The sequence below is a fragment of the Bradyrhizobium tropiciagri genome, from assembly GCF_001189845.1.
GTDB lineage: Bacteria > Pseudomonadota > Alphaproteobacteria > Rhizobiales > Xanthobacteraceae > Bradyrhizobium > Bradyrhizobium tropiciagri.
In genome coordinates this window covers 131,528-151,610 of record NZ_LFLZ01000004.1, presented here as the reverse complement: position 1 = coordinate 151,610, position 20,083 = coordinate 131,528, and the positions used below count along the sequence as shown (strand labels likewise).

Sequence of the window (20,083 nt, the reverse complement as noted above, 5' to 3'; positions counted from 1 at the left end):
CGCTATCTCAAGGGCCAAGGACCCAGACCGGTTGAGCTTGCAAGCGCCCCTCTCCTAGAGCGGTGGTGTGTGAACCTTGTGTACGAAAGAATCGAGACAGCATCCTCGGTGTTGTTCAAGGACACCATGTCGCTCAGTGGCCATGTCGCCAAACGTCCCGGGCTAACCGACGAAGTTCTGGTTACGATGACAATACTGATATGGCTCGACCGCAATGAAAAATGGGCGAGAACCAAGCATCTTCTCTACCGACTCGGAAGCCGGTCCGACGTAGCGGGTTAGCGCCAAGTCGGACAAATGATTGGGACTTTCCACATGCCCCCAGAGGATCGTGATGCCGCGGCGAAGTTGAAGCGCGACTTCGAATCTTATCTGAAGGGCGGAGAACCGTCGTCGCCCGAACTCTCCTGCGCCCCTCTGCTCGAGTGCTGGCGCACGACTGTGTTGCGGTTCAAGCGCGAACGAGATCCTTGGCCAAGGGTCGTCGTATTGTTGGGACGCGTCACCGGGCATCCGCAGCTCTATGACACCGCGACAATTCGCACCTCGCCATTGATCTGGCTTGACCGCAACCGCAAATGGGCCCGCACGTGGAATCGGGTCTACCGGCTTGGAACGCAAACAACCGAAGAAGCCTCAACATCGACCTGATCAGTAGCAACTACCAATGAACGTCGTCAGCACGAGGTTAGTCCGACGCCCTGGCGATAGGGTGCCCTTAGTTCGGAAATTGTACGTGGCTGATGACGCGATTTCCCGACTATCGGTCATCGGTGTCCACCTTTGGCCCGCGACGATCTTCACGGCTCGGCACTTGTAGCGGAGCCAGTTCGATGGAGAATGCTCACTTTGGCACGATCTTACGTCTTAGTCGGTTTGCGACTTTTCCGTTTGAGCTCTGGCTTCTGCGCTTTCCATTGCGCCCCATTGGTGTCCGTCTGCAACCGGCGAATCCGGTTCCAAATTGATTCAACTTTGAGAATGGCCTGCTGCAATTCCAGAGGACTGAGGGGAGCTTCCTCTAGTATTGCGCCGATCGCCGAAGCCGAGATGCCAAGCCGTTGCATTATCTCTTGTACAGGTACGCCGCTCGCTCGCAACTGTAAGACCCGGCTTCTTCTTAGTGCGCGTGGAGTTGTCTCATTGTGTAGCCCGAGTTGGTTGCGTAGATCCCTGGCGGCCAACTGAATGACTCTCGCGGTCAACCGCTCGCCGCGCGATCCGACGAACAGGGCTGATCCATTTTCAATTTCGTGAGGGCAAACTTCCAAGTAGGCTACAATGTCCTCGGCGACGTCGGCCTCAATCACAATAACACGAGGACACCTCCCACTGACAATATTCAGGGTGCAATCGACGAGGCGCAAATGCTCACGATCGATTGCCAATGTCTCGGCGATGGTTAAGCCATCGACTGAAATCAATCGCAAAATCGCTCTGTTCCTCACATGCTCCCACGTCTCGTCTTCCGATTCTTCACAGCGTATCAGACTGTTGCAGTCCTCCTCTCCAGGGGTGTGCATCGATCGGGGTGCAATTCGAGGGAAGCGACTCGCCAGCAAGGCTCCGCACACAGCGTGACCATGCTGAACAAGAAATTTCGCGAACGAACGAAGCGCAGCTATTCGCAACCTGATAGTTGGATCGGGCGCGCCGTCTTCAATCATAGTTTGCTGCATTTGCTCAAGAACTAAGCGATCGACAGACGATATTGTCTGCACGTTCACCTCGAAAATGCAGTTTGATTGGATCGTCGCGATGCAACGAGAAAGCGCTGGCGCGTATGTAGAGATTGTTGAATGAGACTTATTCTGTTTCCTGAGCTGCGCGATCCAACCGCCGAAGAATGGATCAAATCCAGGCAACTCAGCAGGTCTTCCGTCTTCTAGAAAGACCACCTCACTTTTGTCAGGCGCACCATTTTCAAACGGACTTCGTGACCGCACCGCTCACTCCAGCGCCAGAAATTGAACTCGAAACGAAGTCAAATTCGCGGCTCGCGACCTGGATTAGGGACGGTACTACGCTCTTACTTTCCTCGGCGGAAAGCGGGAATAGGTCAGCTGCAGCCGGCTTCATTTATGAAGATAGCACGCGACGGTCATAAAAGGTGGCTCTATTTGCAAAGCCGCGATTGCACCAGCTCGGCCAGACGGCACCAATCCAGTCGACCACCTAGTCGAGCGAAATCCAGCTCTGCAGCCCCGCGGGCGCTTATGATTTACTCCTGCGCTTGACCTTCTTCAGGTATTGCACGATCGCCTTCTCGGCGAGCTCGTAGGCTGGCTTATCTTGCGAAAGGGCTGCAACTTTAAGCTCCCGAATTATGTCTGGCAGCAGATAAATTAGAAGCTGACTGCGTCCGTCAGCTCTTTTGCGGACACTAGAGGCATCTTCCCGGGGCTTTCGCACCAATTCTCTCCTGGACAGCTCGGGTCCCTAGATAGCCGACTATCTGTCCGCTGAATACCATTCCTGCGCCCGAGTCGAAAGACTGAAAATTGGCATCACGTCGCCCGCCCCCATGCGGCCTCAGGCCGAGCAAACTTCTCCTGTATCAACAACACGATAGCCTTAATCATAGATAGCTAGATAGCTCGCTATCTATTGACTAAACCTAACTGACTGCTTAGTGTTGCTGCGGGCCTCGAGGTATTCCGGGCCTATCTGTTGTTGGATTTGCCGAGGAAATGGAACCGATGGGGCGCAAGGAGCTGCCACCCAATGGAGTGAAATCCCATCGCGCTCGGAATCTCCCTGCGCGGACCAACTCCACGGGCGGTAGGTTCAACAGCAAACTGTTAGCCAATCAGCGTGCACTCGAAGCAGCGATCACTTCTAGCCGCTCTCCTTCATTGCACGATCTCCGCATTCAGCTCTCGCTCGACCCCTCCGTTCGGTCAATCAGCTTCATGGAATCTCTCGCGCTCGATGGCGACGAAGTTCCGGTTCGGATGATTGTGGCGGACAGGAACGATGGTCGCGTCGCCTACGACATTATCGACAAGCGACCCTACCGAGATATCGATACCCAAGGGCTGCTACTGATTGCCCTTCAAGGAAGTGGGATACGTTTGATCGAGATCGACAGTTCGATAATCGATGCCGAGCCCCGCGCAGCCAACTGCCGCCGGATCTGGCGATATCGTGACCACCCCGTTCCGGCGCCTGTGATCGAGAGTGTCGTGTCTGCTCTGGCTCGACGTCGCCGTATGGCAATTCGAACGTTGGGCGCGAAGGTTGGGTTGAGAGATCCGATGCCGACAGCCTGCGCGCTGATCTGCCGCGGATTGATCGCGACTAATGTTTCCAAGCCGCTGAATACGAACTCGGTTGTTTCCAACGCGGCCGATCGTGTCACCCCCTCCCTCGGGATACCCTTTCCCACCTAGTGAAAAGCCATTGCCATGGTCGAACTCATAAGCTGGGAGCAAGCGCTTATCCGAAGTCATCAGAAACTGTTCGTTCGCAGCTTCCATGGCGCTCCGTTCGCCCCCGGTTTTCCCAAGTGCGGGCCAGGCTGGCGCCGTATCGTAATCAAGCTCGTGGATCGGGTCTCGAACGCCGCGGCAGATTATCCCGTACGCTTCGTTCAGATCAGCGAGAAATGGGGACGGCTAGAGATTTATTGGACCGCCAAAGTAGGACTTCCTCAAGAAGTCGAACATGCGATCGACGAAGCAGTTGCACTGGCCGAGGCAGCGTCGGTGTGCACCTGCTCAAGCTGCGGCGCCGAAGGTCAGCTGTTCAGCGACTACGGTTGCCTTGTCACAGCCTGCGTTGACCATGCGCGCGGCACGCCGGTGCTCACTCCCCTAGGCTTTGCGAATGCTCACATTGTCAGAGAATATGTTGAAACGGACATACCGATTGCTCGGTGTCGGCGTTACGATCGAACGCTGGATGCTTTTGTAGACGTAGATCCCGAAGCACTACTCTGAGCCCTACCTTCGATCGGGTAAGCACAAAGATAGGGCGAATCATGATTCAAGGACCCCCCCCTGAGCACGCAACTCATCTCTTAGGTATTTTATTACCATAGCTGTTCGCGACCGCGTTTTTATGCCCCAAACCGCGGGACGTCGATGCGTGGCGCGGGAGATGCCGGCTCAGCACGTGCTGTGGTCGAGCTTAAGCCAAGAGTTCCCAACGATAGTGCATTGGGAAAAGACAAGGCTACGGTCACGGCCGATCATCGAATCCTTAAAGGATGGATTCGATCGGACAAAGCTCCTGAAATTCAGCACTCTCCTGCCGACAATCGAATCCTTGAAGGGCGCCCGCTTCGTTAAACGAATCCTTGAAAAAGCGACAGCAAATCCTTGAAATAATTTATTGTTTTTTGGAAATTACCCCCTATCCAGCCTTCCCTCCACACGCTAAACTTGACCCGACTTGGTCGGTCGGGAACACCGCGGATCGACCAAGGTCGCGCACGTTCTTAGGCGCCTCCAAAGGGCGCCGAATCCTAGCTGTGAGGATCAAGCCAATGGCAGAGGTCGTCTGGGCTGAAGGATGTTTCGCAAGGACTGCCTTGCTGATGTGCAAGGGGAACCCGCTCCACTCCACCCATCCACTTCCCCTGACACTCGGTACGCCGTTTGCTGGCAATCCAGCGTCGGGAGCTCCCCTAATTCGCAGTTCCGGTCCTTTTGCGCAACGGCGAGTGATCGCCCTAACCCAAGCTCAGGCCGCGATGACCTGAGCCAGCGAAGTCCTTAGCGGCTGCCACTAGAGAGGGCGCTGGCGTGGGCAGACGAAATCGAGACGCCGCAACCAACTGGAATGCCCCAGTCAAAACGATTGGCATCGCCACGATGGCCGACGGAGGGCCTGTTCGCGAACTGATGAAGTTGTTTTGGACCAAGAAAGGCATCAGTCCGGTCTTTGGCGATACACAAATCACTTGGGAGGGTGAGAACGAGCGCCGCACCTTATGGTTTGAGCGCCTTGTACGTCGCGCCCTATCGGCGGTTTCGCAGCCGGAGATTATTCGATTTGAAGTCGACGGACGGATCGTCGACCACGTCACGGATTTTCTGGTCGAGCGACCTAGCGGATTTGTTCGTCTCGGCGTGAAGGGCGTAACCGGATTCGCCTATGCTCCTTGGCTGGCAGATAAGTTTGGCGCGATCGCTCGCGCCTACGCGCAGAAGGGGCTCCTGTTTGAAACGGTAACAAGCGAGGATTTGTATCGTCTACCTCTCGCTGACTGCGTCGACGAAATTTGGCGAGCGAGGCGCGTCCGTGTTGATGCCAATGCGCGGAACGCAGTTCTTTCCGCGCTGGCCCACGGCCCCATGCTTCTCGGCGACGTGATCACAATCCTGGGGACCGGCGATCCGCGTCGCGCCCTCGCTCTCCACGCCGACGGAACGATCACAATTGATCTTCATTTGGGTCCGATCAACCACGGGTCGACCGTGCGTCTCGGCAGCATTGATCTTGGTTCATACACGGTCGCAGCCATGATGAACAATCTATCTCAGCGTCTGACAGACGCCGTTCCCCTACCCGGCCTGTATGAGGATTGGCCCGGAGATCCCGGAGCTAATGCCGATGACAATCCTCCATTCCCAATGAAAATCGGAGAACGGTATCAATTTTGGGATGCCGTGTTCTTTTACAAAAGGCGCGCTACTACGGGATTATTTTGCTTCGAACCGGAAGACGGCGCTACACCAATCAACCGTTCTGCTTGGCGCTTACGTACCGAATTTTCCGAACGAATCCTTGTGCGCCTCGATCGCGGAATTCGTGTGTGCCCGTCGCGTGCGCACGAAGCGGCGGCGAAGGGAATGATTAGCAATGAACGCCTTGGGAAACCTCAGGCGCATGTTTGGGACAATAGGACTTTTATTCCCCTGATCAGAGAAGAGTTTCGCCGACGCCAGTCGGAAGGGCTTCCCAAGTTGCACATAACCGGCCCGAGTGAGGAAGGTGGAAAGTCCGAGCCGCACCATCCGCCGAGAGATCTCGCCGAACTGATCGCAAACCTTGCTCAAGACGAAGGTATCCCCCTCGGAAAGCAACCGAGCTGGAAGACGGTCGCGAAAACCCTGAAGCGGGTTGCTCATCTGGACGTGATTCCGGCAAGCCAATTGGTCGACGGTCGAACGATTGCCCATCATCCAGCGCGCACCGACAAACCGGTGCAGCGGGCTGCATTGGATGTCATCGAGACCGATTTCGCGACCAGAGAATTTGAGAGCGTTTCGGGCACAGTTCTCAGGGTGAACCAAAGTATAGACGCCAAGAACGCATCGCGGTCCTCCGAAGATCAACTGCCCTACATCGGTCGCACAGCAGTTGACAATCTGATTTCGTCACTTCCGGGCATGGATCTTTGCGAAGCAACGCTCGGACGCAAAATCGCTCGCCAGACCTACGACATCGTGGGCAAGCTTCCGATTCCAAAAGAGCCCTTTACGAGGGTCGAGTTCGATTGGCACTTGATCGACCTTGAGAACACATATCCAGCTCAAGCGGAATTTCTAAGTGAGCTTGCGGGAATTCGGATTCCTCGCTTGTGGCTAATCGCCGGCATAGACACCACAACAAGTTGGCCCGCTGGCTACGCCTGGTCGGTTGGTGGCCCAAGCGAAGCAGATATCATGCGCGCGTACGCCCATATCTGCAGAGACAAACCAAGCTATAGTCACCATGGAGCGCAGGATTGGTTAGCAGGCGGCTTCCCCAAGATAATCTCGCTTGATCATGGCAAGGCAAACCTCGCCCGTGACGTTGTAAGGGCCTCAGGCAAATTCGGGATTGAGATTGAGGCTGCTGAGAAGGAAAAACCGAAGAGGCGACCGCACATTGAGCGGTTCTTCGGTGTCGTCGAAACGGACTTCTTCTCAAAACTGCCTGGAGCGATCGGCCGCAATGTCTTAGTGCGCCCGGAGAAACGAGCTACCCCAGGCGAACTGTTGGCTATAGACGAGCTCGATCGTCGGTTTATTCTCTGGGTCTGCAATCGGTATGCGAACCACGTTGCGCGGACACGCACACACTCGGCTCGCGATGCATGGCGGCATTATCAGAAGACGCATCCAGGCTGGTCGACCGATACTGCCAGTTCAGAAGAAGAGCTCGATCGCGAACTCCGCGTGAGCATTTTGGGAACGGCAACGAGGGAAGGCGTTGTATGGAAGGGTGTTCCATACAACGGACCCGCCGTTCAAAAAATCAGGTCCGATCACCACGCACATAAAAAAGGCAATCCGCAGGTAGAGATGCGGATGCGCCCCGACGATATCACCAACGTTATCATCCACGATCCCCACCCAAAGACCGGCGGATGGCGGAAGCGGCCCGAGATCGACTGTCTCTACCGAGGCTATGCTCCGGGCAAATCAATGGATGTTCACGAAATCATCCATAACGCTGCAATGAAGGCGAAAAAGAAGCGCCAGAAGCTTACGGAGCAACTATTGGCAGATACCTACGTGGAGGTTACTCGGCGCGCGGTTGAGAAGGTCATGAAGCGTAGAGCAACTACAAGGACGGTCGGTCAGGTAGCTCGACTCGGTCAGCTAATGACGTCCCACGGTGCCACGCCATTTCCGCTGCAGGACGAGCCGGTCCCCCCTCATCATGAGGCTCCACATTCCAATCTTCTGCCTGAGGCCGACTTGGCATCGGACCCAGCAGCCGCGCGCGCTCGGCTGATGGACGACTGGCCCGATACCGTTCAACCCGAAACTCAAGATTATCCTCGCAATTTTAGCCCAACCAACGATTCCAGCGTGAACGACGATGAGTACTGACGCATCCAAACCGGCGAGCAACACGATTGAAGCGCAGTTGCGCGAAACGATAACGCGCATCCACGTCGATCTGCCAGATCAATGCGCTGTGGTCAAACGCGCTCACGCACTCGTCTATCGAAGTCCGCTGCAACCCGCGCAGATGCTGGTTATGGAAGCCGAACCACTGTTAGGCAAGACTAGGGTGCTGAACCTCATCAGTGGTGATATCCGGAGCAACTATGTTTCGCCCATTGCTGGATGGACCTGTCGTACAGAATGCAGGTCACCCACCAACGCGAGCGCTTTGGGATTGCTACTGTGTCGCGCGCTGGGTACGCCAATAATCGGGCTCGGCAATGTGCCCCGGCTGGCCGAATACCTTTGCAAACGGATTGAGAGGCACGAACGCAAGCCGGCGTTGCTTGCCGTCGACAATGCCCATTTGCTAACCGAGGAGACTCTCGACGTCTTGGCGGCAATTATTGCATCTGGAGTTGCGCCAATCATCTTGTCAGGCCGGACGGGGACTTCTGCACTGGCGGGGCAGCTTCTGCACATGGTCGGACATTTTGCGGAGTTTGTAGATCTCGCTCCGCTTGCATACACTCGCGGAGCGGACTTGGGCAAAGTCCACGATTTCTTGCTAGTTATTCAGCAAGAGCTGCGTTCACTCCTAGATCAGCTCGGAATCAAGCTGATACTGGCAACAGACGATTGGGCCAAATGTTTCTGGGCAGGCTCCTGGGGTTCTCCTGGAGGAATCGTTGCGCTGGTCCGTGAGACCCTTCTTACTGTTGTTAGGGAGCGTAAGGAAAAGAGACGCAATTCCCCATATACCGTCACGCGTGACGATTTTGCCGAAACATGGCGCCTCCAGATGGCGCGGGACTCGCCGCTCAAATTCAATCCATTTAAGCGCGATGATGCGCCTACCCTCACCGAAATACAGGAAGTGCGAAAGGAAGTAGAACAAAGGCGATTTGCGAAGCCCAAGTTGCCCACGGCGCCAAAGGGCAAAGGCGCGATGATTTGGCGCTAAAAGTGTGGCGAGCTTTCTTCGCCTTTCTGCAATTTTCCCTGCTGCTCATGGGGAGTCCCTACTGAGCTGGGTGTCCAGGCTATGCGACGCAAACGACGTCTCCACTTCGGAACTCACTTCGCAGATAGTAGGAAGAGATTCGAGAGAGTTTGCCGCACTCGCCACGCGGGTTGAACATGCCATAGCCTTAGGATGTGTCACTGGATGCGGGACCGCGATCATCCGCGCGATGATGCATTCCGAAGTCGATCCCGCGATAACGACGTTCTTCGATCAGCCAATCCCATGGTCAGCACTCGAGCGCGGCAAACGCCGGATTGCTCCGGGTCAAGTAACAAAAGGCGAAGTGCCCTTCCTGCGCGCGTTGTGGTCAATACGAGTGATTAGTTGTGATCCCACGTCTGGAGAACGCTTGATCGACCGTTGTCCCTGCGGCAACCCCTTGTGGTGGCGGAGCATGCACCATCTGTTGAAGTGCAGTGCTTGCGGGCAAGACATAAGATTGGTCCCAGCGGTCCTCGGAAGCGAAAGGCAAATCGAAGTCAGCCGTTTCTGGGCGTCGATGTACTCCTTTCAGCCTCGGAAGCGCTTGGAAGCTCGTTCGGCGCTGTATTCGCCGATCAGAGATTGCGATCCAGGGCGGTTGATGCGACTAGCAGAATATCTGGGATCCATTGAGGAATTGGCACATCCCCGCGGCTTGGATAGCGGCACGTTGCTGCTTAAGGGGCTTCCTGGAAGCGTCGATCATCTTTCGTTTAGTTGGCGTTCAGCCGTGAAGCATACAATCGACCGAATCCGCGCCTCACGACTTTAATGAGCAGGGTGACGTTCCAAAGCAGCGCTTGGAGATATCAGAACTCCGGCCGGCACTTGTTGCACCGCAGCGCAAACGCTCTGGCTATCGGATCACGTTTCCGATGAATAGATTCCAATGGGGCTTTGCGGGACTCCGGTCCAACCGCGAATTTCGGCCTGCCGACTCGTATGGAACCAGAGCGGACTCGAATGCAGCGAGAAATTCCAGTTAGAATATCAAGGGTTTTCTGGCACCGAGACTCCAGCCCGGCCCGAAACTACACCTGGGGTGATGCCGCACTGGACCAGGCGTCGCTGCTGGACGCCCTCCGCGACCCGACGGCCGCATACAGCTCACGACATCGAGGCGACCACCTCCAGCATCACCTCGGTTGCGCCGCCGGCAATGGGCAGGACGCGCGCGTCACGCGCGATGCGCTCGATCGGGCTCTCGCGCATGACGCCCATGGCGCCGTGGAACTGGACGCAGGCATACGCGACCTCGTTGACGAGTTCGGCGCAGATCGCTTTCAGCATCGAGATCTCACGGATGCAATCGTCGTCCGCCGCCATGCGCCACGCGGTGGCATAGAGAAACTCGCGGTTTGCCTCGACCTTCGCGGCGAGCATCGCGAGGCGTTGACGGATCGCTTGCAAGTCCCACAGGACGCCGCCGAAGGCGCGGCGAACTTTCACATGGGCGAGGGTCATATCGATCGCCGCCTCGGCCATTCCGATCGCCATGGCGGCGAGGACAAGGCGCTCGTTCTGGAAGTTGCGCATGATGGAGTAGAAGCCCTGCCCCTCCGCGCCGAGCACGTTCTCGGCGGGCACCCGGCAACCGTCGAAGACGAGTTCCGCCGTGTCGGAGGAGCGCCAGCCCTGCTTGTCCAGCACACGGCCGACGCCGAAGCCGGGCGTGCCTTTCTCGACAAGAAACATCGTGATCCCGTTGCTTCCTGCCGAGGGATTGGTCTTGGCCGCGACGCAGTAGAGATCCGCGTGGACACCGTTCGTGATGTAGAGCTTGGTGCCGTCGAGGATGTAGGTGTCGCCCTCCCGGAGCGCGCGCGTGCGGATGGCCTTCACGTCCGAGCCGGCATCCGGTTCGGTGATGGCAACCGCGGTGATCACCTCGCCGCGGATGATGCCCGGCATCCAGCGGGCCCGCTGGGCTCTGGTCCCGTCATGAAAGACATACACGGACGCCATCTCGGCCTGGACCAGCATCGCATCGGCGACTCCCCCATACGTCGAGCGCCCAAGCTCCTCGGCGAAAACCGTCGACGCGACCGCGTCCATCTCGGCACCGCCATACCCGCTTGGGTAACGGATACCGAAGAAACCGAGTTCGCCCATGCGGCGCAGGACCGGTCGGGGAATGAACCCCTGCTCTTCCCAGCTATCCGCGCAGGGCTTGATCTCCTCCTCGACGAACCGGCGGACCTGATCCCGCAGCAGCTCATACTCCGCCGCCGTCCAAGGCAGCCCCGGTCCTCGCGCCGCTCCCAAAGCTTTGTCCATCATGTTCGTGCGCTCTGCCATCAGTCCAACGCAAATGTTTCCGTCCGGATCGGGAGCGTGCCGCCACGCTACAGTTCGATTTCCTCTCTCGGTCCCTCCGATGCAGAAGCGGCTTCGGAATGGGCCACCCAGCGCATCCCGTCGATCACTTCCGCCAGTTCGGACAGTGTCGGGCGCTCGAACAGGTTGCGAATCTGCACGTCGACGCCGAAGACCTTTCGCATCCGCGCCACCGCCCGCACCACCAGCAGCGACTCGCCGCCCAGCTCGAAGAAGTTGTCGCGACGTCCGATCGACTTGACCTTCAGCAGATCGCACCACAACCCGGCCAGCGTCTTTTCGGTCTCCGTCGCGGGAGCGGTGAATTCCTGCGCTGGCCGGATGTTTTCCGCCGTCGGCTCGGGCAGCGCGGTGCGGTCGACCTTGCCGTTGGAGGTGAGCGGCATCCGCTCAAGGCGAACATAGTGCGTCGGAATCATCGCCTCCAACAGCTCTTCGGCCAGGTGGGCGCGCAGGTCCGCAACGGCCAGAGCGTCTGGCGAAACATAGTAGGCCGCAAGTCGTGCCATGCCGCCTCCGGCCGCGGACGGCTCGATGACGGCGACCGCGCATTCCTGCACCTGCGGGTGCTTGAGGAGCCGCGCTTCGATCTCGCCGAGCTCGATACGCGCACCACCGACCTTCACCTGATGATCTGCGCGGCCGAGAAATTCGAGGCGTCCTTCCGGACTCCAGCGGGCAAGATCGCCCGTCTTGTAGAGCCGCAGCTTCGTGAACCCGTCTCGGGGATCGATCGCCGTGCGGAAACGGTCGTCGGTCAGGTCAGGCCGATTGAAATAGCCCCTCGCAAGGCCGTCGCCGGCAATGAACATCTCACCGATGATGCCGGGACCGGTCGGCTGATATGCTTCGCTGAGGACGTAGATTCCGGCATTGGCGGCCGGAACGCCGATCGGGACCGAGCCCGCTTGATCCCGGTCGATGTCGAAACGGTGAATCATGCAGCCTACCGTGCCTTCGGTTGGTCCGTATTCGTTGTAGATCTCGACCGGATGCGGGATGGCCTTCGTGATGTCGCGGGCCAGTTCGGTCTTGAAGTCCTCACCGCCCACGATGAATTTCCGCAGGCGTGTGGTTTCAAGATTGCGGTCGCGTATCATCGCCAGATGCGCCGGCGTCAGCTTCATGATGTCGACGGCATTGTCGTCGATGACCTTGAGTACGACCATACTCTGCACGCCGGGATCACCGAGATAGACCACGATGCGGCCTCCGGTGATGAGGGGCGTGAAAAGCGTCGTGACGGTCAGGTCGAAAGCGAGAGATGAGAACAGAGGCCAGGCCAGACGTTCGCCCGAACTGTAGACCTGGGCGGCCCACCAGATGTAGTTCACCAGGCTCCGGTGCGTGATCTCGACGCCTTTGGGTGTGCCGGTCGAGCCAGAGGTGAAGATGATGTAGGCGGTGCCGTCCGGCGTGGCAGCGGACGGCCGGGCAGAGTCCGGTTGACTCGCAATCGCAGCGAAGTCGGCCTCGAGCACGACAATCTCGGCAAGATCGGGCGAAATGGCGGATTCCAGGCGCGCTGCGTGATCACGACCGGCGACCGCCCGTCGGTTCCGTTGGCAATATCCGTCAGGATCGTTGCGATGCGCCCCTTCGGCGTTGCCGCGTCCACCGGCACATAGGCTGCGCCGGATTTCAGGACGCCCAGGATCGCGACGACGACCTCAATGGAGTGCTCCATGAACACCACGGCAATCCGACCCGGCCCTACGCCCATCGCGCTCAAATGCCCGGCCATCTGATTGGAGCGTCCGTCGAGCTGCTGGTACGTCAGCATGACATCGCCGAAGCGGATCGCTTCAGCGTCCGGGCTACGCGTCACCCGGTCGCGAAACAGATCGATGATCGTCCGGTCCGACGGGTAGCTTGCCGCCGTGGCGTTGTACGCGACAACCAGCGTTTGATGATCGGCACTGTTCAGAAGGGGAAGCGCTACGCCCTCCTCCACAATGGGCAGGACTTCATTCATGAACCACGCTCCATCAAGCAATCAATAATCAAATTGCATCAGTGAAATTGCGTCAGTCGCTCAGTTCCTGGGTCGCCTGGCGATAAAGCGCTGCGATCGCGGACACGTCAGGTTCTTCCAGCATGGAGTCCGCGTGACAGCCCTCGGGCCCGAAATAGAATTCGGCATGAGGCACCGCACGAAGCCATCGGCGCGGCCCCGCCCCCGATCGCAGCCAGGCCTTGTTCGGAAGGAATATGCAGACCCGCCCCGAATACGGAGCGGGAACGTACTGCCGAAACGCGGTGATCGCCGTGGATTTGAGCCGGACTCTGCTCGCCAGCACCAGATCTGTCGCGATCGGCTCCTTGCCCTTCCGAACGAAGCTCACGAGAACGCGGAGACGGCTGCCGAAATATTGCAGACGAGCGCCGAACGTCGGACGCTTCGCCATCTCGCGCTGAATTGCTTCGCGTCTGTTCCTGGCGGAGAAATAAAGCAGACGCGGCAGTTCCTGATAGGTGGTCGGGTGAAGAGGGCCAAAGAGCGCGATGCATGGGACCTCCGCTCCGCGGCGCCCAAGGATTTTCGCGAGTTCGAAAGCAGTTGGCGCGCCGGAGCAATATCCGGCGATGATGTACGGACCGCTGGGCTGATACTCGACGATCTGGCGGGCGAAATACTCGGCGATATCTTCGACGCGGTCCATCGGCTCGCTCTGCCCATCGTAGCCGGTGGGTTGCAGTGCGTAGAATGGCTGATCGCCGCCTAGATGCTTCGACAGGTCCGAGAATGTGAACGGCGCCCCGACATGCCCGGGGACGGCGTAAATCGGCGTACGTGTTCCGCCGGACTGCAGGGGAATGATTGCAGGCTGTCGCGTGGCCGCCGTGGCCATGTTCAGAAACGCGATGATCTCGCTTTTCCGGTCCTGCAACTGGTCGCGAAGCTCTGACGTGAGTGCGCCAGCCGGCGCGTTGCACCGCAGCCGGTCGCCCTCCACCCAGAGCCTGATGTCCCTGACCGCGAGGGCTGCGAGGAGCTCGGAAAACTGTATCAACTGCGCTGACATGGGGCTGGCCCGTGTTCTCGTCTGCGACCGCCATGTGCGGGAGCGAAGTGCGGCGCGTATGAGCCCCCGTGCAGTCTAATGGACTTCGATGAGCCTGCTCGTTCAATGCATAGTGACATCGCGCGAATGCCCGTTCGGGATGACCACGCTCCCGATATACCCACTTCGAGGTATGAACCTTCGGACGACCCAATCCCTTTCATTCCAGGACATGGACTGTCCCAAGCCGCACCCCAAGGCCTTGGAGATAGCTTCCATCTGCGTCCAACGCCGGAAGAAGCCCTCCAGCCGGTCTTCCGTGCCAAGGGTGGCGTAGGACCTGCCCTCGGATGCGGAAAAACAGAGCGCTGCGATCTCGTCCGCTTCGGGCACAGGGAGTACCGCCTCGATGTCCACGCCGACCTCTTGCCCGGTCGAGAGGGCCACGACTGCCACAGCGCCGGATCGGGAGAAGCTGAAGCGCAGATTGCGCGCGGGCATGCGGTGCGACAAATAGGGTTTGCCAAGCGGTCCGTATTCCAGTTCGACGTCGGACGGCGAAATTCCCAGCTTGGAAGCGAGGACCCGGCGCAACTGGCCGCGTCCAACAACAAAGCGGCGGCGGTCCCGCTCCAGTCTCAGCCGCTCGGCGCGCCGGCGTTCCTCCTCGTTCAGGCCGACATCCATGGCGCCAATGATGTCCGGCTCCGCATCGAGCGTGAATGCCAGGACCTCCAAGCCGTCATTTAAGCCGTCATTCTCGAGAACGGGCGTGATCATCCCGGGTCTCAGCTCGACGGTTTCATCGAAGGAGCTCAGACTGCGTGACGCTGTTCCCCGACTCGCACCCAATGCGCCGTCGCGATCGTCTCTGCACGCGACGGAAGCTTGGCAAAAGTCGGGCTCGGGGCGGCAGTCAGACGTCATACGTGCATTCCGATCGCGAGAGCGCGCTCACGCGCAAGCCAATTGCCTCCGACGAACAGCCGCGCCGTTCGTGCAGATTTCGTCGATTAAGCGATCGGGAAGACACGAAAGCAAGGAGCGGCGGGTGGCTATTTGGATGTATGGATGGGCTACCCCTCACGGCCATAATCCGTGTTAGCGCCCCCTGAAGCGTGGCTTGCGCCGTCCGAGGAAGGCCGCGACGCCTTCCTTGTGATCCTCGGTCAGGCTCGCCAATGCGAACTGGTCGAGATCCATGTGGCTGGCGAGATCGTCGAGCGCATGCGCCAGCCGGTTGACCGTCAGCTTGGTCATCGCGACCGAGATCGGCGGCTGCGCGGCAACCTTGGCCGCGAGCGCCATCGCGGCCTCAAAGGATTTGCCGGGATCAGCCACCTGCTCCACCAAGCCCCATTCGTAGGCTTGCTCGGCCGAGATCCGGTCGTCGGCCAGGATGACGGCCTGCTTGGTGCGCGCCGGCCCCATCAAATGCAGCATGCGCGGCACGCTCTGCCAGCTCATGTTCATGCCGAGCGCGATCTCCGGCACCCGCATGTGGGCATCGCGCGCCATGACGCGGAAATCCAGCGCGACCGCGAGCGCAACGCCGCCGCCGACGCAAAACCCCTCGATGGCGCCGATCGTGACCTGCTCCATGTCCTGCCAGGCGCGCGTCAGCCGCGGCCCGAGCTTCAGGTGCCGGCGCAGCGTGCCCATGTCCATGGTCGCGCGCGAACGCCCTTCGGCATCCTTGAGGTCGAAGCCGGCGCTGAACGATCTGGCGCCGCCGGTCAGCACCACCACCGAGGTCTCGCCGTCGTCCTCGAAGCTGCGCGCCGCGTCGGTCAGCTGCCGCAGCGCCTCCGGCGACAGCGCGTTGATACCGTCGCCGCGGTCGAACCGCACCACGGCGATGCGCCCCTCCGGCCCGAGGCCTTTCTCGATCGTCACATAGTCAACCACGCATACCTCCCAGCTCGCATTGTTGTGTACGGCTTGCCTCGACATAGCATGGCGGTTTCGCCTATTCTCTGGGCATGAGCGAACATGATCACCACCACCACGATCACGACCATTCCGAACTGTCGGAGACCGAGCTGCGCGTCCGCGCGCTGGAATCGATCCTGACCGAGAAAGGCTATGTCGAGGCTGCTGCGCTCGACGCCATCGTGCAGGCCTACGAGACCAAGATCGGCCCGCATAACGGCGCCCGAGTGGTCGCCAAGGCCTGGACCGATCCCGCCTTCAAGCAGGCGCTGCTCGAGGACGCCAGCAAGGCGGTCGGCACCCTCGGCCATGTCAGCCGGGTCGGCGACCATCTGGTCGCGATCGAGAACACGCCTGGCCGCCACAACATGGTCGTCTGCACACTCTGCTCCTGTTACCCCTGGGAAATGCTCGGGCTGCCGCCGGTCTGGTACAAGGCCTCGCCGTACCGTTCGCGCGCCGTCAAGGATCCGCGCGGCGTGCTCGCCGATTTCGGCGTCAGCCTGCCGAAGGAGACGGAAATCCGGGTCTGGGACTCCACGGCTGAGACGCGCTTCCTGGTGCTGCCGATGCGGCCCGCAGGCACCGAGGGCTGGAGCGAGGAGCAACTCGCCGAGCTCGTGACGCGCGATTCCATGATCGGCACCGGCTTCCCGAAAGCCCCGGGAGCGCCGTCATGAACGGCGTCCACGACATGGGCGGCATGGACGGCTTCGGCAAGGTCGAGCCCGAGCCGAACGAGCCGATGTTCCATCAGGAATGGGAATCGCGCGTGCTCGCCATGGTCCGCGCAATGGGCGCGGCCGGCGCGTTCAACATCGATGCCTCGCGCTTCTATCGCGAGACCCTGCCCCCGCAGGTCTATCTGTCGAGCTCCTATTACCGGAAATGGCTGCTCGGGCTCGAGGCCCTGCTGCTCGACAAGGGCTATATCTCGAAGGACGACGTCGCTGCCGGACATTCCGTCGCGCCGGCGAAAGCGCTCAAGCACGGCAAATTCTCGACCGCCGATATCGAACGCATCATGGTGCGCGGCAAGTTCGGCCGCACCGCGCCGGCTGCTGCGAAATTCAAGGCCGGCGACCGGGTGCGGGCGAAGAACGTCCATCCGGCCACGCACACCCGGCTGCCGCGCTACGTGCGTGGTCATGTCGGCGTGGTCGAGCGCGATCATGGCTGTCACGTTTTCCCCGATACCGCGGCGAACGACGCCGGCGAGCATCCGCAATGGCTGTACACCGTCGTGTTCGACGGACGCGAATTGTGGGGACCGGACTCCGATCCGACCATCAAGGTTTCGATCGACGCGTTCGAGCCGTATCTGGAGGCCATCTGATGGATGCCGGAGCCGCTGCGCGCGCGACCAGCGCCGTGTCCAGCATTCCGCGCGATCAGGACGGTCCAGTGTTCCGCGCGCCCTGGGAGGCGCAGGCGTTCGCCATGGCACTGACGCTGCATGACCGTGGCGTATTCACCTGGCCCGAATGGGCGGCTGCGCTTGCCGATCAGATCAAGCGCGCGCAGGCCGCCGGCGATCCCGACACCGGCGAGACCTACTACCAGCATTGGCTGGCGACGCTCGAGCACCTCGTCGCCGCCAAGGGCGTCACGACACACGAAACGTTGCATCGCTATCGCGACGCCTGGGATCACGCCGCCGACCGCACCCCGCACGGCCAACCGATCGTACTGACGGCGGCGGATTTCGAGTAGCGTTCGAATGCCATGCGTGTGGCTCTCTCCGTCGTCCCGGCGAAGGCCGGGACCCATACTCTGCGGCGGATATTGTGTGAACGCGACTCGTCGTTCCACCGCCTCTCAACAATGACCATTCGTGGTAATGGGTCCCGGCCTACGCCGGGACGACGGATAGGTGAGTTCGCGATTCAAGGCGCTGTCATCACCCGCGTGTGCGCATGCAGGTGATGAGTACTAGCAGTGCTTGAGCCGAGAGGCCGCAACGCACTGCGCCGCCCGGTCAACGAGCTGCTCGATTTCGGAATAATGGAAAAGTACGGCTGATTTGCCCGACGTGTCAAGGGGGCCCTGTCGGACGTCGACCGCCGACGGCTACTTTGCATGGGGTTGTTTTCGATATTTTGGCAGAGCGCCGCCTGCGACGCAGCGTTGGATGCGATCGCTGAGGGGGCCGCGCCGTCAGGCAACTCAATGATTGTCGCCACCGGCCTGCGCGACATATTCCCGCCAGCCCTTGGCGCGCAGGCTGCAGGCCGGGCATTCGCCGCAGCCATAGCCCCAATCGTGCTGCGCGCCGCGTTCGCCGAGATAGCAGGTGTGCGAGTGCTCGCGGATCAGATCGACCAGCCCTGCCCCGCCCAGCTCGTGCGCGAGCCGCCAGGTCGCGGCCTTGTCGAGCCACATCAGCGGGGTGTGCAGCTCGAAGTCCTTGGCCATGCCGAGGTTGAGCGCCGACTGCAGCGCGTTGATGGTTTCGTCGCGGCAATCCGGATAGCCGGAATAATCGGTCTCGCACATGCCGCCGATGATGTGGCGGATGCCGCGCCGGTACGCCAGCGCCGCGGCGAAGGTGAGGAACACGAGGTTGCGGCCGGGCACGAAGGTGTTCGGCAAGCCGTCCGCGCCCATTTCGATGGCGACGTCGCGGGTCAGCGCGGTGTCCGAGATATCAGACAGGGTCGGGATATCAAGCGTGTGGCTGTCGCCGAGCTTCGCCGCCCAATCGGGCCGCATCTGCTTGATCCCGGCCAGCAGCCGGTCGCGGCAATCGAGTTCGACGGCGTGGCGCTGGCCGTAGGAAAAGCCGAGCATCTCGACGCGCGCAAACCGCGACAAGGCCCAGGCCAGGCAGGTGGTGGAATCCTGGCCACCGGAAAACAGCACCAGCGCGGTGTCGGAAGTGTTCTGATCGGTCATGGAACGCGATTTAGCATCTGACGGCGCCTGTGGCCAATCGGTGGACAGCGCCGTGATTCCGGCGCGTTTTTCTGGGATCGGCTGGGCCGATTTGGCATAACGCGTCTACCCTTCACAGTCCGGTGTCCCATGACCCCTTCCCGCGACATTTCCCGCCTGATCGAGATCATGGCCGCGCTGCGCACGCCGGTGACCGGCTGCCCATGGGATCTCATTCAGAACTTCGGGACCATCGCCCCCTACACGATCGAGGAGGCCTATGAGGTCGCGGACGCGATCACGCGCGGTGACCTCGACGATCTGCGCGAGGAGCTCGGCGATCTGCTGCTGCAGGTGGTCTATCACGCCAGGATGGCGGAGGAGCAGAACGCGTTTGCGTTCGGCGATGTGGTCGAGGCGATCACGAGGAAGATGATCCGCCGTCATCCGCATGTCTTTGCCGACAAGGACGGCAACATTCAGCCCGCCGGCGTCAAGAGCGCCTGGGAGCGCATCAAGGCCGAGGAGAAGGCCGAGCGCGCGGCGCGCCGTCCGCCGGAGGACACTGCGCACAAATCCTTGCTCGCAAGCGTAAAGGCGGGCCTGCCTGCCCTGACGCGCGCGATGGAATTGCAGCGCAAGGCCTCCACCGTCGGCTTCGACTGGAACGACCCGCGCGCGGTGCTCGCCAAGATCCGCGAGGAGGCCGACGAGATCGAGGCCGCGCTCGACCGCAACGACAGGCAAGAAATCGCGGAGGAGACCGGCGACCTGATGTTCGCGCTGGTCAATCTCGCCCGCCACGTCGACGCCGATCCGGAAACCGCGCTGCGCGCGACTAACGCCAAGTTCGAGCGGAGGTTCGCGTATATCGAGAAGGCGCTGGCGGCGAAGGGGCGTTCGCTGGAGGGGGCGTCGCTCGAGGAGATGGACGCGCTGTGGAACGAGGCGAAATCTGCCGTCGTCCCTACGAAAGCAGGGACCCACACCGCGTGATCTGTCGATTGGATGACGGAACCTGTCCCGCGCAATTCCAGAACCAGGCGCCGTCGCAGCTGAACTCACACCGTGCTCAACAATGAGGGCCGGTGGTTATGGGT

Annotated in this window: 17 protein-coding genes and 1 pseudogene; 10 read left to right on the top strand and 8 right to left on the bottom strand. The window is 60.1% G+C overall.

Features of this window, described 5'->3' with window-relative positions; translation table 11 throughout:
• Nucleotides 1-297 precede the first annotated feature (297 nt).
• On the top strand, nucleotides 298-651 hold the full coding sequence (locus AKN84_RS44610) for a DUF6634 family protein (protein WP_157863250.1): 354 nt from the start codon (nucleotides 298-300) through the stop codon (nucleotides 649-651).
• 209 nt (nucleotides 652-860) lie between these two features.
• Here the strand turns inward: AKN84_RS44610 and AKN84_RS44605 are convergent, their stop codons facing one another.
• Nucleotides 861-1,946 (bottom strand): tyrosine-type recombinase/integrase, encoded by a 1,086-nt coding sequence (locus AKN84_RS44605; RefSeq protein WP_128970456.1) that lies wholly within the window; start codon nucleotides 1,944-1,946, stop codon nucleotides 861-863.
• 753 nt (nucleotides 1,947-2,699) lie between these two features.
• Here AKN84_RS44605 and AKN84_RS05345 point away from each other — a divergent pair.
• The 5 genes from AKN84_RS05345 to AKN84_RS50590 all read left to right on the top strand — a co-directional run bounded on the left by AKN84_RS05345 (nucleotide 2,700) and on the right by AKN84_RS50590 (nucleotide 9,607).
• A complete protein-coding gene (locus tag AKN84_RS05345) occupies nucleotides 2,700-3,392 on the top strand; it encodes a hypothetical protein (protein ID WP_128970454.1) in 693 nt (230 codons plus the stop codon).
• Nucleotides 3,393-3,407: 15 nt separating this feature from the next.
• The gene (locus AKN84_RS05340; protein WP_050419713.1) at nucleotides 3,408-3,941 is read left to right on the top strand and encodes a hypothetical protein; all 534 of its coding nucleotides are present in this window, start codon (nucleotides 3,408-3,410) and stop codon (nucleotides 3,939-3,941) included.
• A gap of 807 nt (nucleotides 3,942-4,748) precedes the next feature.
• Entirely contained in the window at nucleotides 4,749-7,769 is a 3,021-nt protein-coding gene (locus AKN84_RS05335) for a hypothetical protein (protein ID WP_128970453.1), read from the top strand.
• Complete coding sequence (locus AKN84_RS44595; protein ID WP_128970452.1) at nucleotides 7,759-8,790, top strand: AAA family ATPase; 1,032 nt, start codon at nucleotides 7,759-7,761, stop codon at nucleotides 8,788-8,790. The genes AKN84_RS05335 and AKN84_RS44595 overlap by 11 nt, the downstream gene beginning before the upstream one ends.
• Before the next feature lie 4 nt (nucleotides 8,791-8,794).
• Nucleotides 8,795-9,607, top strand: a complete 813-nt coding sequence (locus tag AKN84_RS50590; protein ID WP_128970451.1) for a TniQ family protein — start codon at nucleotides 8,795-8,797, stop codon at nucleotides 9,605-9,607.
• A 335-nt stretch (nucleotides 9,608-9,942) separates the two neighbouring features.
• Here AKN84_RS50590 and AKN84_RS05325 read toward each other — a convergent pair whose 3' ends face one another.
• The 6 genes and pseudogenes from AKN84_RS05325 to AKN84_RS05305 form a co-directional block, all read right to left on the bottom strand.
• The gene (locus AKN84_RS05325; protein WP_244484933.1) at nucleotides 9,943-11,115 is read right to left on the bottom strand and encodes an acyl-CoA dehydrogenase family protein; all 1,173 of its coding nucleotides are present in this window, start codon (nucleotides 11,113-11,115) and stop codon (nucleotides 9,943-9,945) included.
• Between the two features lie 65 nt (nucleotides 11,116-11,180).
• Entirely contained in the window at nucleotides 11,181-12,653 is a 1,473-nt protein-coding gene (locus tag AKN84_RS05320; RefSeq protein ID WP_244484932.1) for a non-ribosomal peptide synthetase, read from the bottom strand.
• A 149-nt stretch (nucleotides 12,654-12,802) separates the two neighbouring features.
• Nucleotides 12,803-12,955 (bottom strand): annotated as a pseudogene (locus AKN84_RS48755) (AMP-binding protein); the annotation flags it as partial.
• Nucleotides 12,956-13,199: 244 nt separating this feature from the next.
• Nucleotides 13,200-14,198 (bottom strand): TubC N-terminal docking domain-related protein, encoded by a 999-nt coding sequence (locus AKN84_RS05315; RefSeq protein WP_050419710.1) that lies wholly within the window; start codon nucleotides 14,196-14,198, stop codon nucleotides 13,200-13,202.
• Nucleotides 14,199-14,300: 102 nt separating this feature from the next.
• Nucleotides 14,301-14,957: a 4'-phosphopantetheinyl transferase family protein gene (locus tag AKN84_RS05310; RefSeq protein ID WP_244484931.1), complete on the bottom strand. Its 657-nt coding sequence runs from the start codon at nucleotides 14,955-14,957 to the stop codon at nucleotides 14,301-14,303.
• A gap of 321 nt (nucleotides 14,958-15,278) precedes the next feature.
• The gene (locus tag AKN84_RS05305) at nucleotides 15,279-16,085 is read right to left on the bottom strand and encodes an enoyl-CoA hydratase/isomerase family protein (RefSeq protein ID WP_050419799.1); all 807 of its coding nucleotides are present in this window, start codon (nucleotides 16,083-16,085) and stop codon (nucleotides 15,279-15,281) included.
• 74 nt (nucleotides 16,086-16,159) lie between these two features.
• Here AKN84_RS05305 and nthA point away from each other — a divergent pair, with 74 nt between their 5' ends.
• From nthA to AKN84_RS05290, 3 genes are read left to right on the top strand one after another with little or no spacing between them, the layout of a single operon-like run.
• Nucleotides 16,160-16,789, top strand: coding sequence for a nitrile hydratase subunit alpha (nthA, locus tag AKN84_RS05300; protein WP_050419709.1), 630 nt, complete (start codon nucleotides 16,160-16,162; stop codon nucleotides 16,787-16,789).
• Nucleotides 16,786-17,445: a nitrile hydratase subunit beta gene (gene nthB, locus AKN84_RS05295; protein ID WP_050419708.1), complete on the top strand. Its 660-nt coding sequence runs from the start codon at nucleotides 16,786-16,788 to the stop codon at nucleotides 17,443-17,445. The genes nthA and nthB overlap by 4 nt, the downstream gene beginning before the upstream one ends.
• Nucleotides 17,445-17,822 carry a nitrile hydratase accessory protein gene (locus AKN84_RS05290; RefSeq protein ID WP_050419707.1) on the top strand — a complete coding sequence of 126 codons (378 nt, stop codon included), beginning with the start codon at nucleotides 17,445-17,447 and terminating at the stop codon, nucleotides 17,820-17,822. Before nthB ends, AKN84_RS05290 begins: the two co-directional genes overlap by 1 nt.
• A 453-nt stretch (nucleotides 17,823-18,275) precedes the next feature.
• Here the strand turns inward: AKN84_RS05290 and queC are convergent, their stop codons facing one another.
• Entirely contained in the window at nucleotides 18,276-19,004 is a 729-nt protein-coding gene (gene queC / locus AKN84_RS05285; RefSeq protein WP_050419706.1) for a 7-cyano-7-deazaguanine synthase QueC, read from the bottom strand.
• Between the two features lie 129 nt (nucleotides 19,005-19,133).
• On the opposite strand from queC, the gene mazG reads away from it, so the two are divergent.
• Nucleotides 19,134-19,979 (top strand): nucleoside triphosphate pyrophosphohydrolase, encoded by an 846-nt coding sequence (mazG, locus tag AKN84_RS05280; protein ID WP_050419705.1) that lies wholly within the window; start codon nucleotides 19,134-19,136, stop codon nucleotides 19,977-19,979.
• Nucleotides 19,980-20,083: the final 104 nt, after the last annotated feature.

Excerpts from the sequence above, each read along its gene's own strand:
- AKN84_RS44595 (WP_128970452.1), top strand. The coding sequence starts at position 7,759 with ATGAGTACTGACGCATCCAAACCGGCGAGCAACACGATTGAAGCGCAG.
- mazG (WP_050419705.1), top strand. The coding sequence starts at position 19,134 with ATGACCCCTTCCCGCGACATTTCCCGCCTGATCGAGATCATGGCCGCG.
- AKN84_RS05290 (WP_050419707.1), top strand. The coding sequence starts at position 17,445 with ATGGATGCCGGAGCCGCTGCGCGCGCGACCAGCGCCGTGTCCAGCATT.
- AKN84_RS05325 (WP_244484933.1), bottom strand. The coding sequence starts at position 11,115 with ATGATGGACAAAGCTTTGGGAGCGGCGCGAGGACCGGGGCTGCCTTGG.
- queC (WP_050419706.1), bottom strand. The coding sequence starts at position 19,004 with ATGACCGATCAGAACACTTCCGACACCGCGCTGGTGCTGTTTTCCGGT.
- AKN84_RS05340 (WP_050419713.1), top strand. The coding sequence starts at position 3,408 with ATGGTCGAACTCATAAGCTGGGAGCAAGCGCTTATCCGAAGTCATCAG.
- AKN84_RS05310 (WP_244484931.1), bottom strand. The coding sequence starts at position 14,957 with ATGATCACGCCCGTTCTCGAGAATGACGGCTTAAATGACGGCTTGGAG.
- AKN84_RS44610 (WP_157863250.1), top strand. The coding sequence starts at position 298 with ATGATTGGGACTTTCCACATGCCCCCAGAGGATCGTGATGCCGCGGCG.
- nthA (WP_050419709.1), top strand. The coding sequence starts at position 16,160 with ATGAGCGAACATGATCACCACCACCACGATCACGACCATTCCGAACTG.
- AKN84_RS05315 (WP_050419710.1), bottom strand. The coding sequence starts at position 14,198 with ATGTCAGCGCAGTTGATACAGTTTTCCGAGCTCCTCGCAGCCCTCGCG.
- nthB (WP_050419708.1), top strand. The coding sequence starts at position 16,786 with ATGAACGGCGTCCACGACATGGGCGGCATGGACGGCTTCGGCAAGGTC.
- AKN84_RS05345 (WP_128970454.1), top strand. The coding sequence starts at position 2,700 with ATGGGGCGCAAGGAGCTGCCACCCAATGGAGTGAAATCCCATCGCGCT.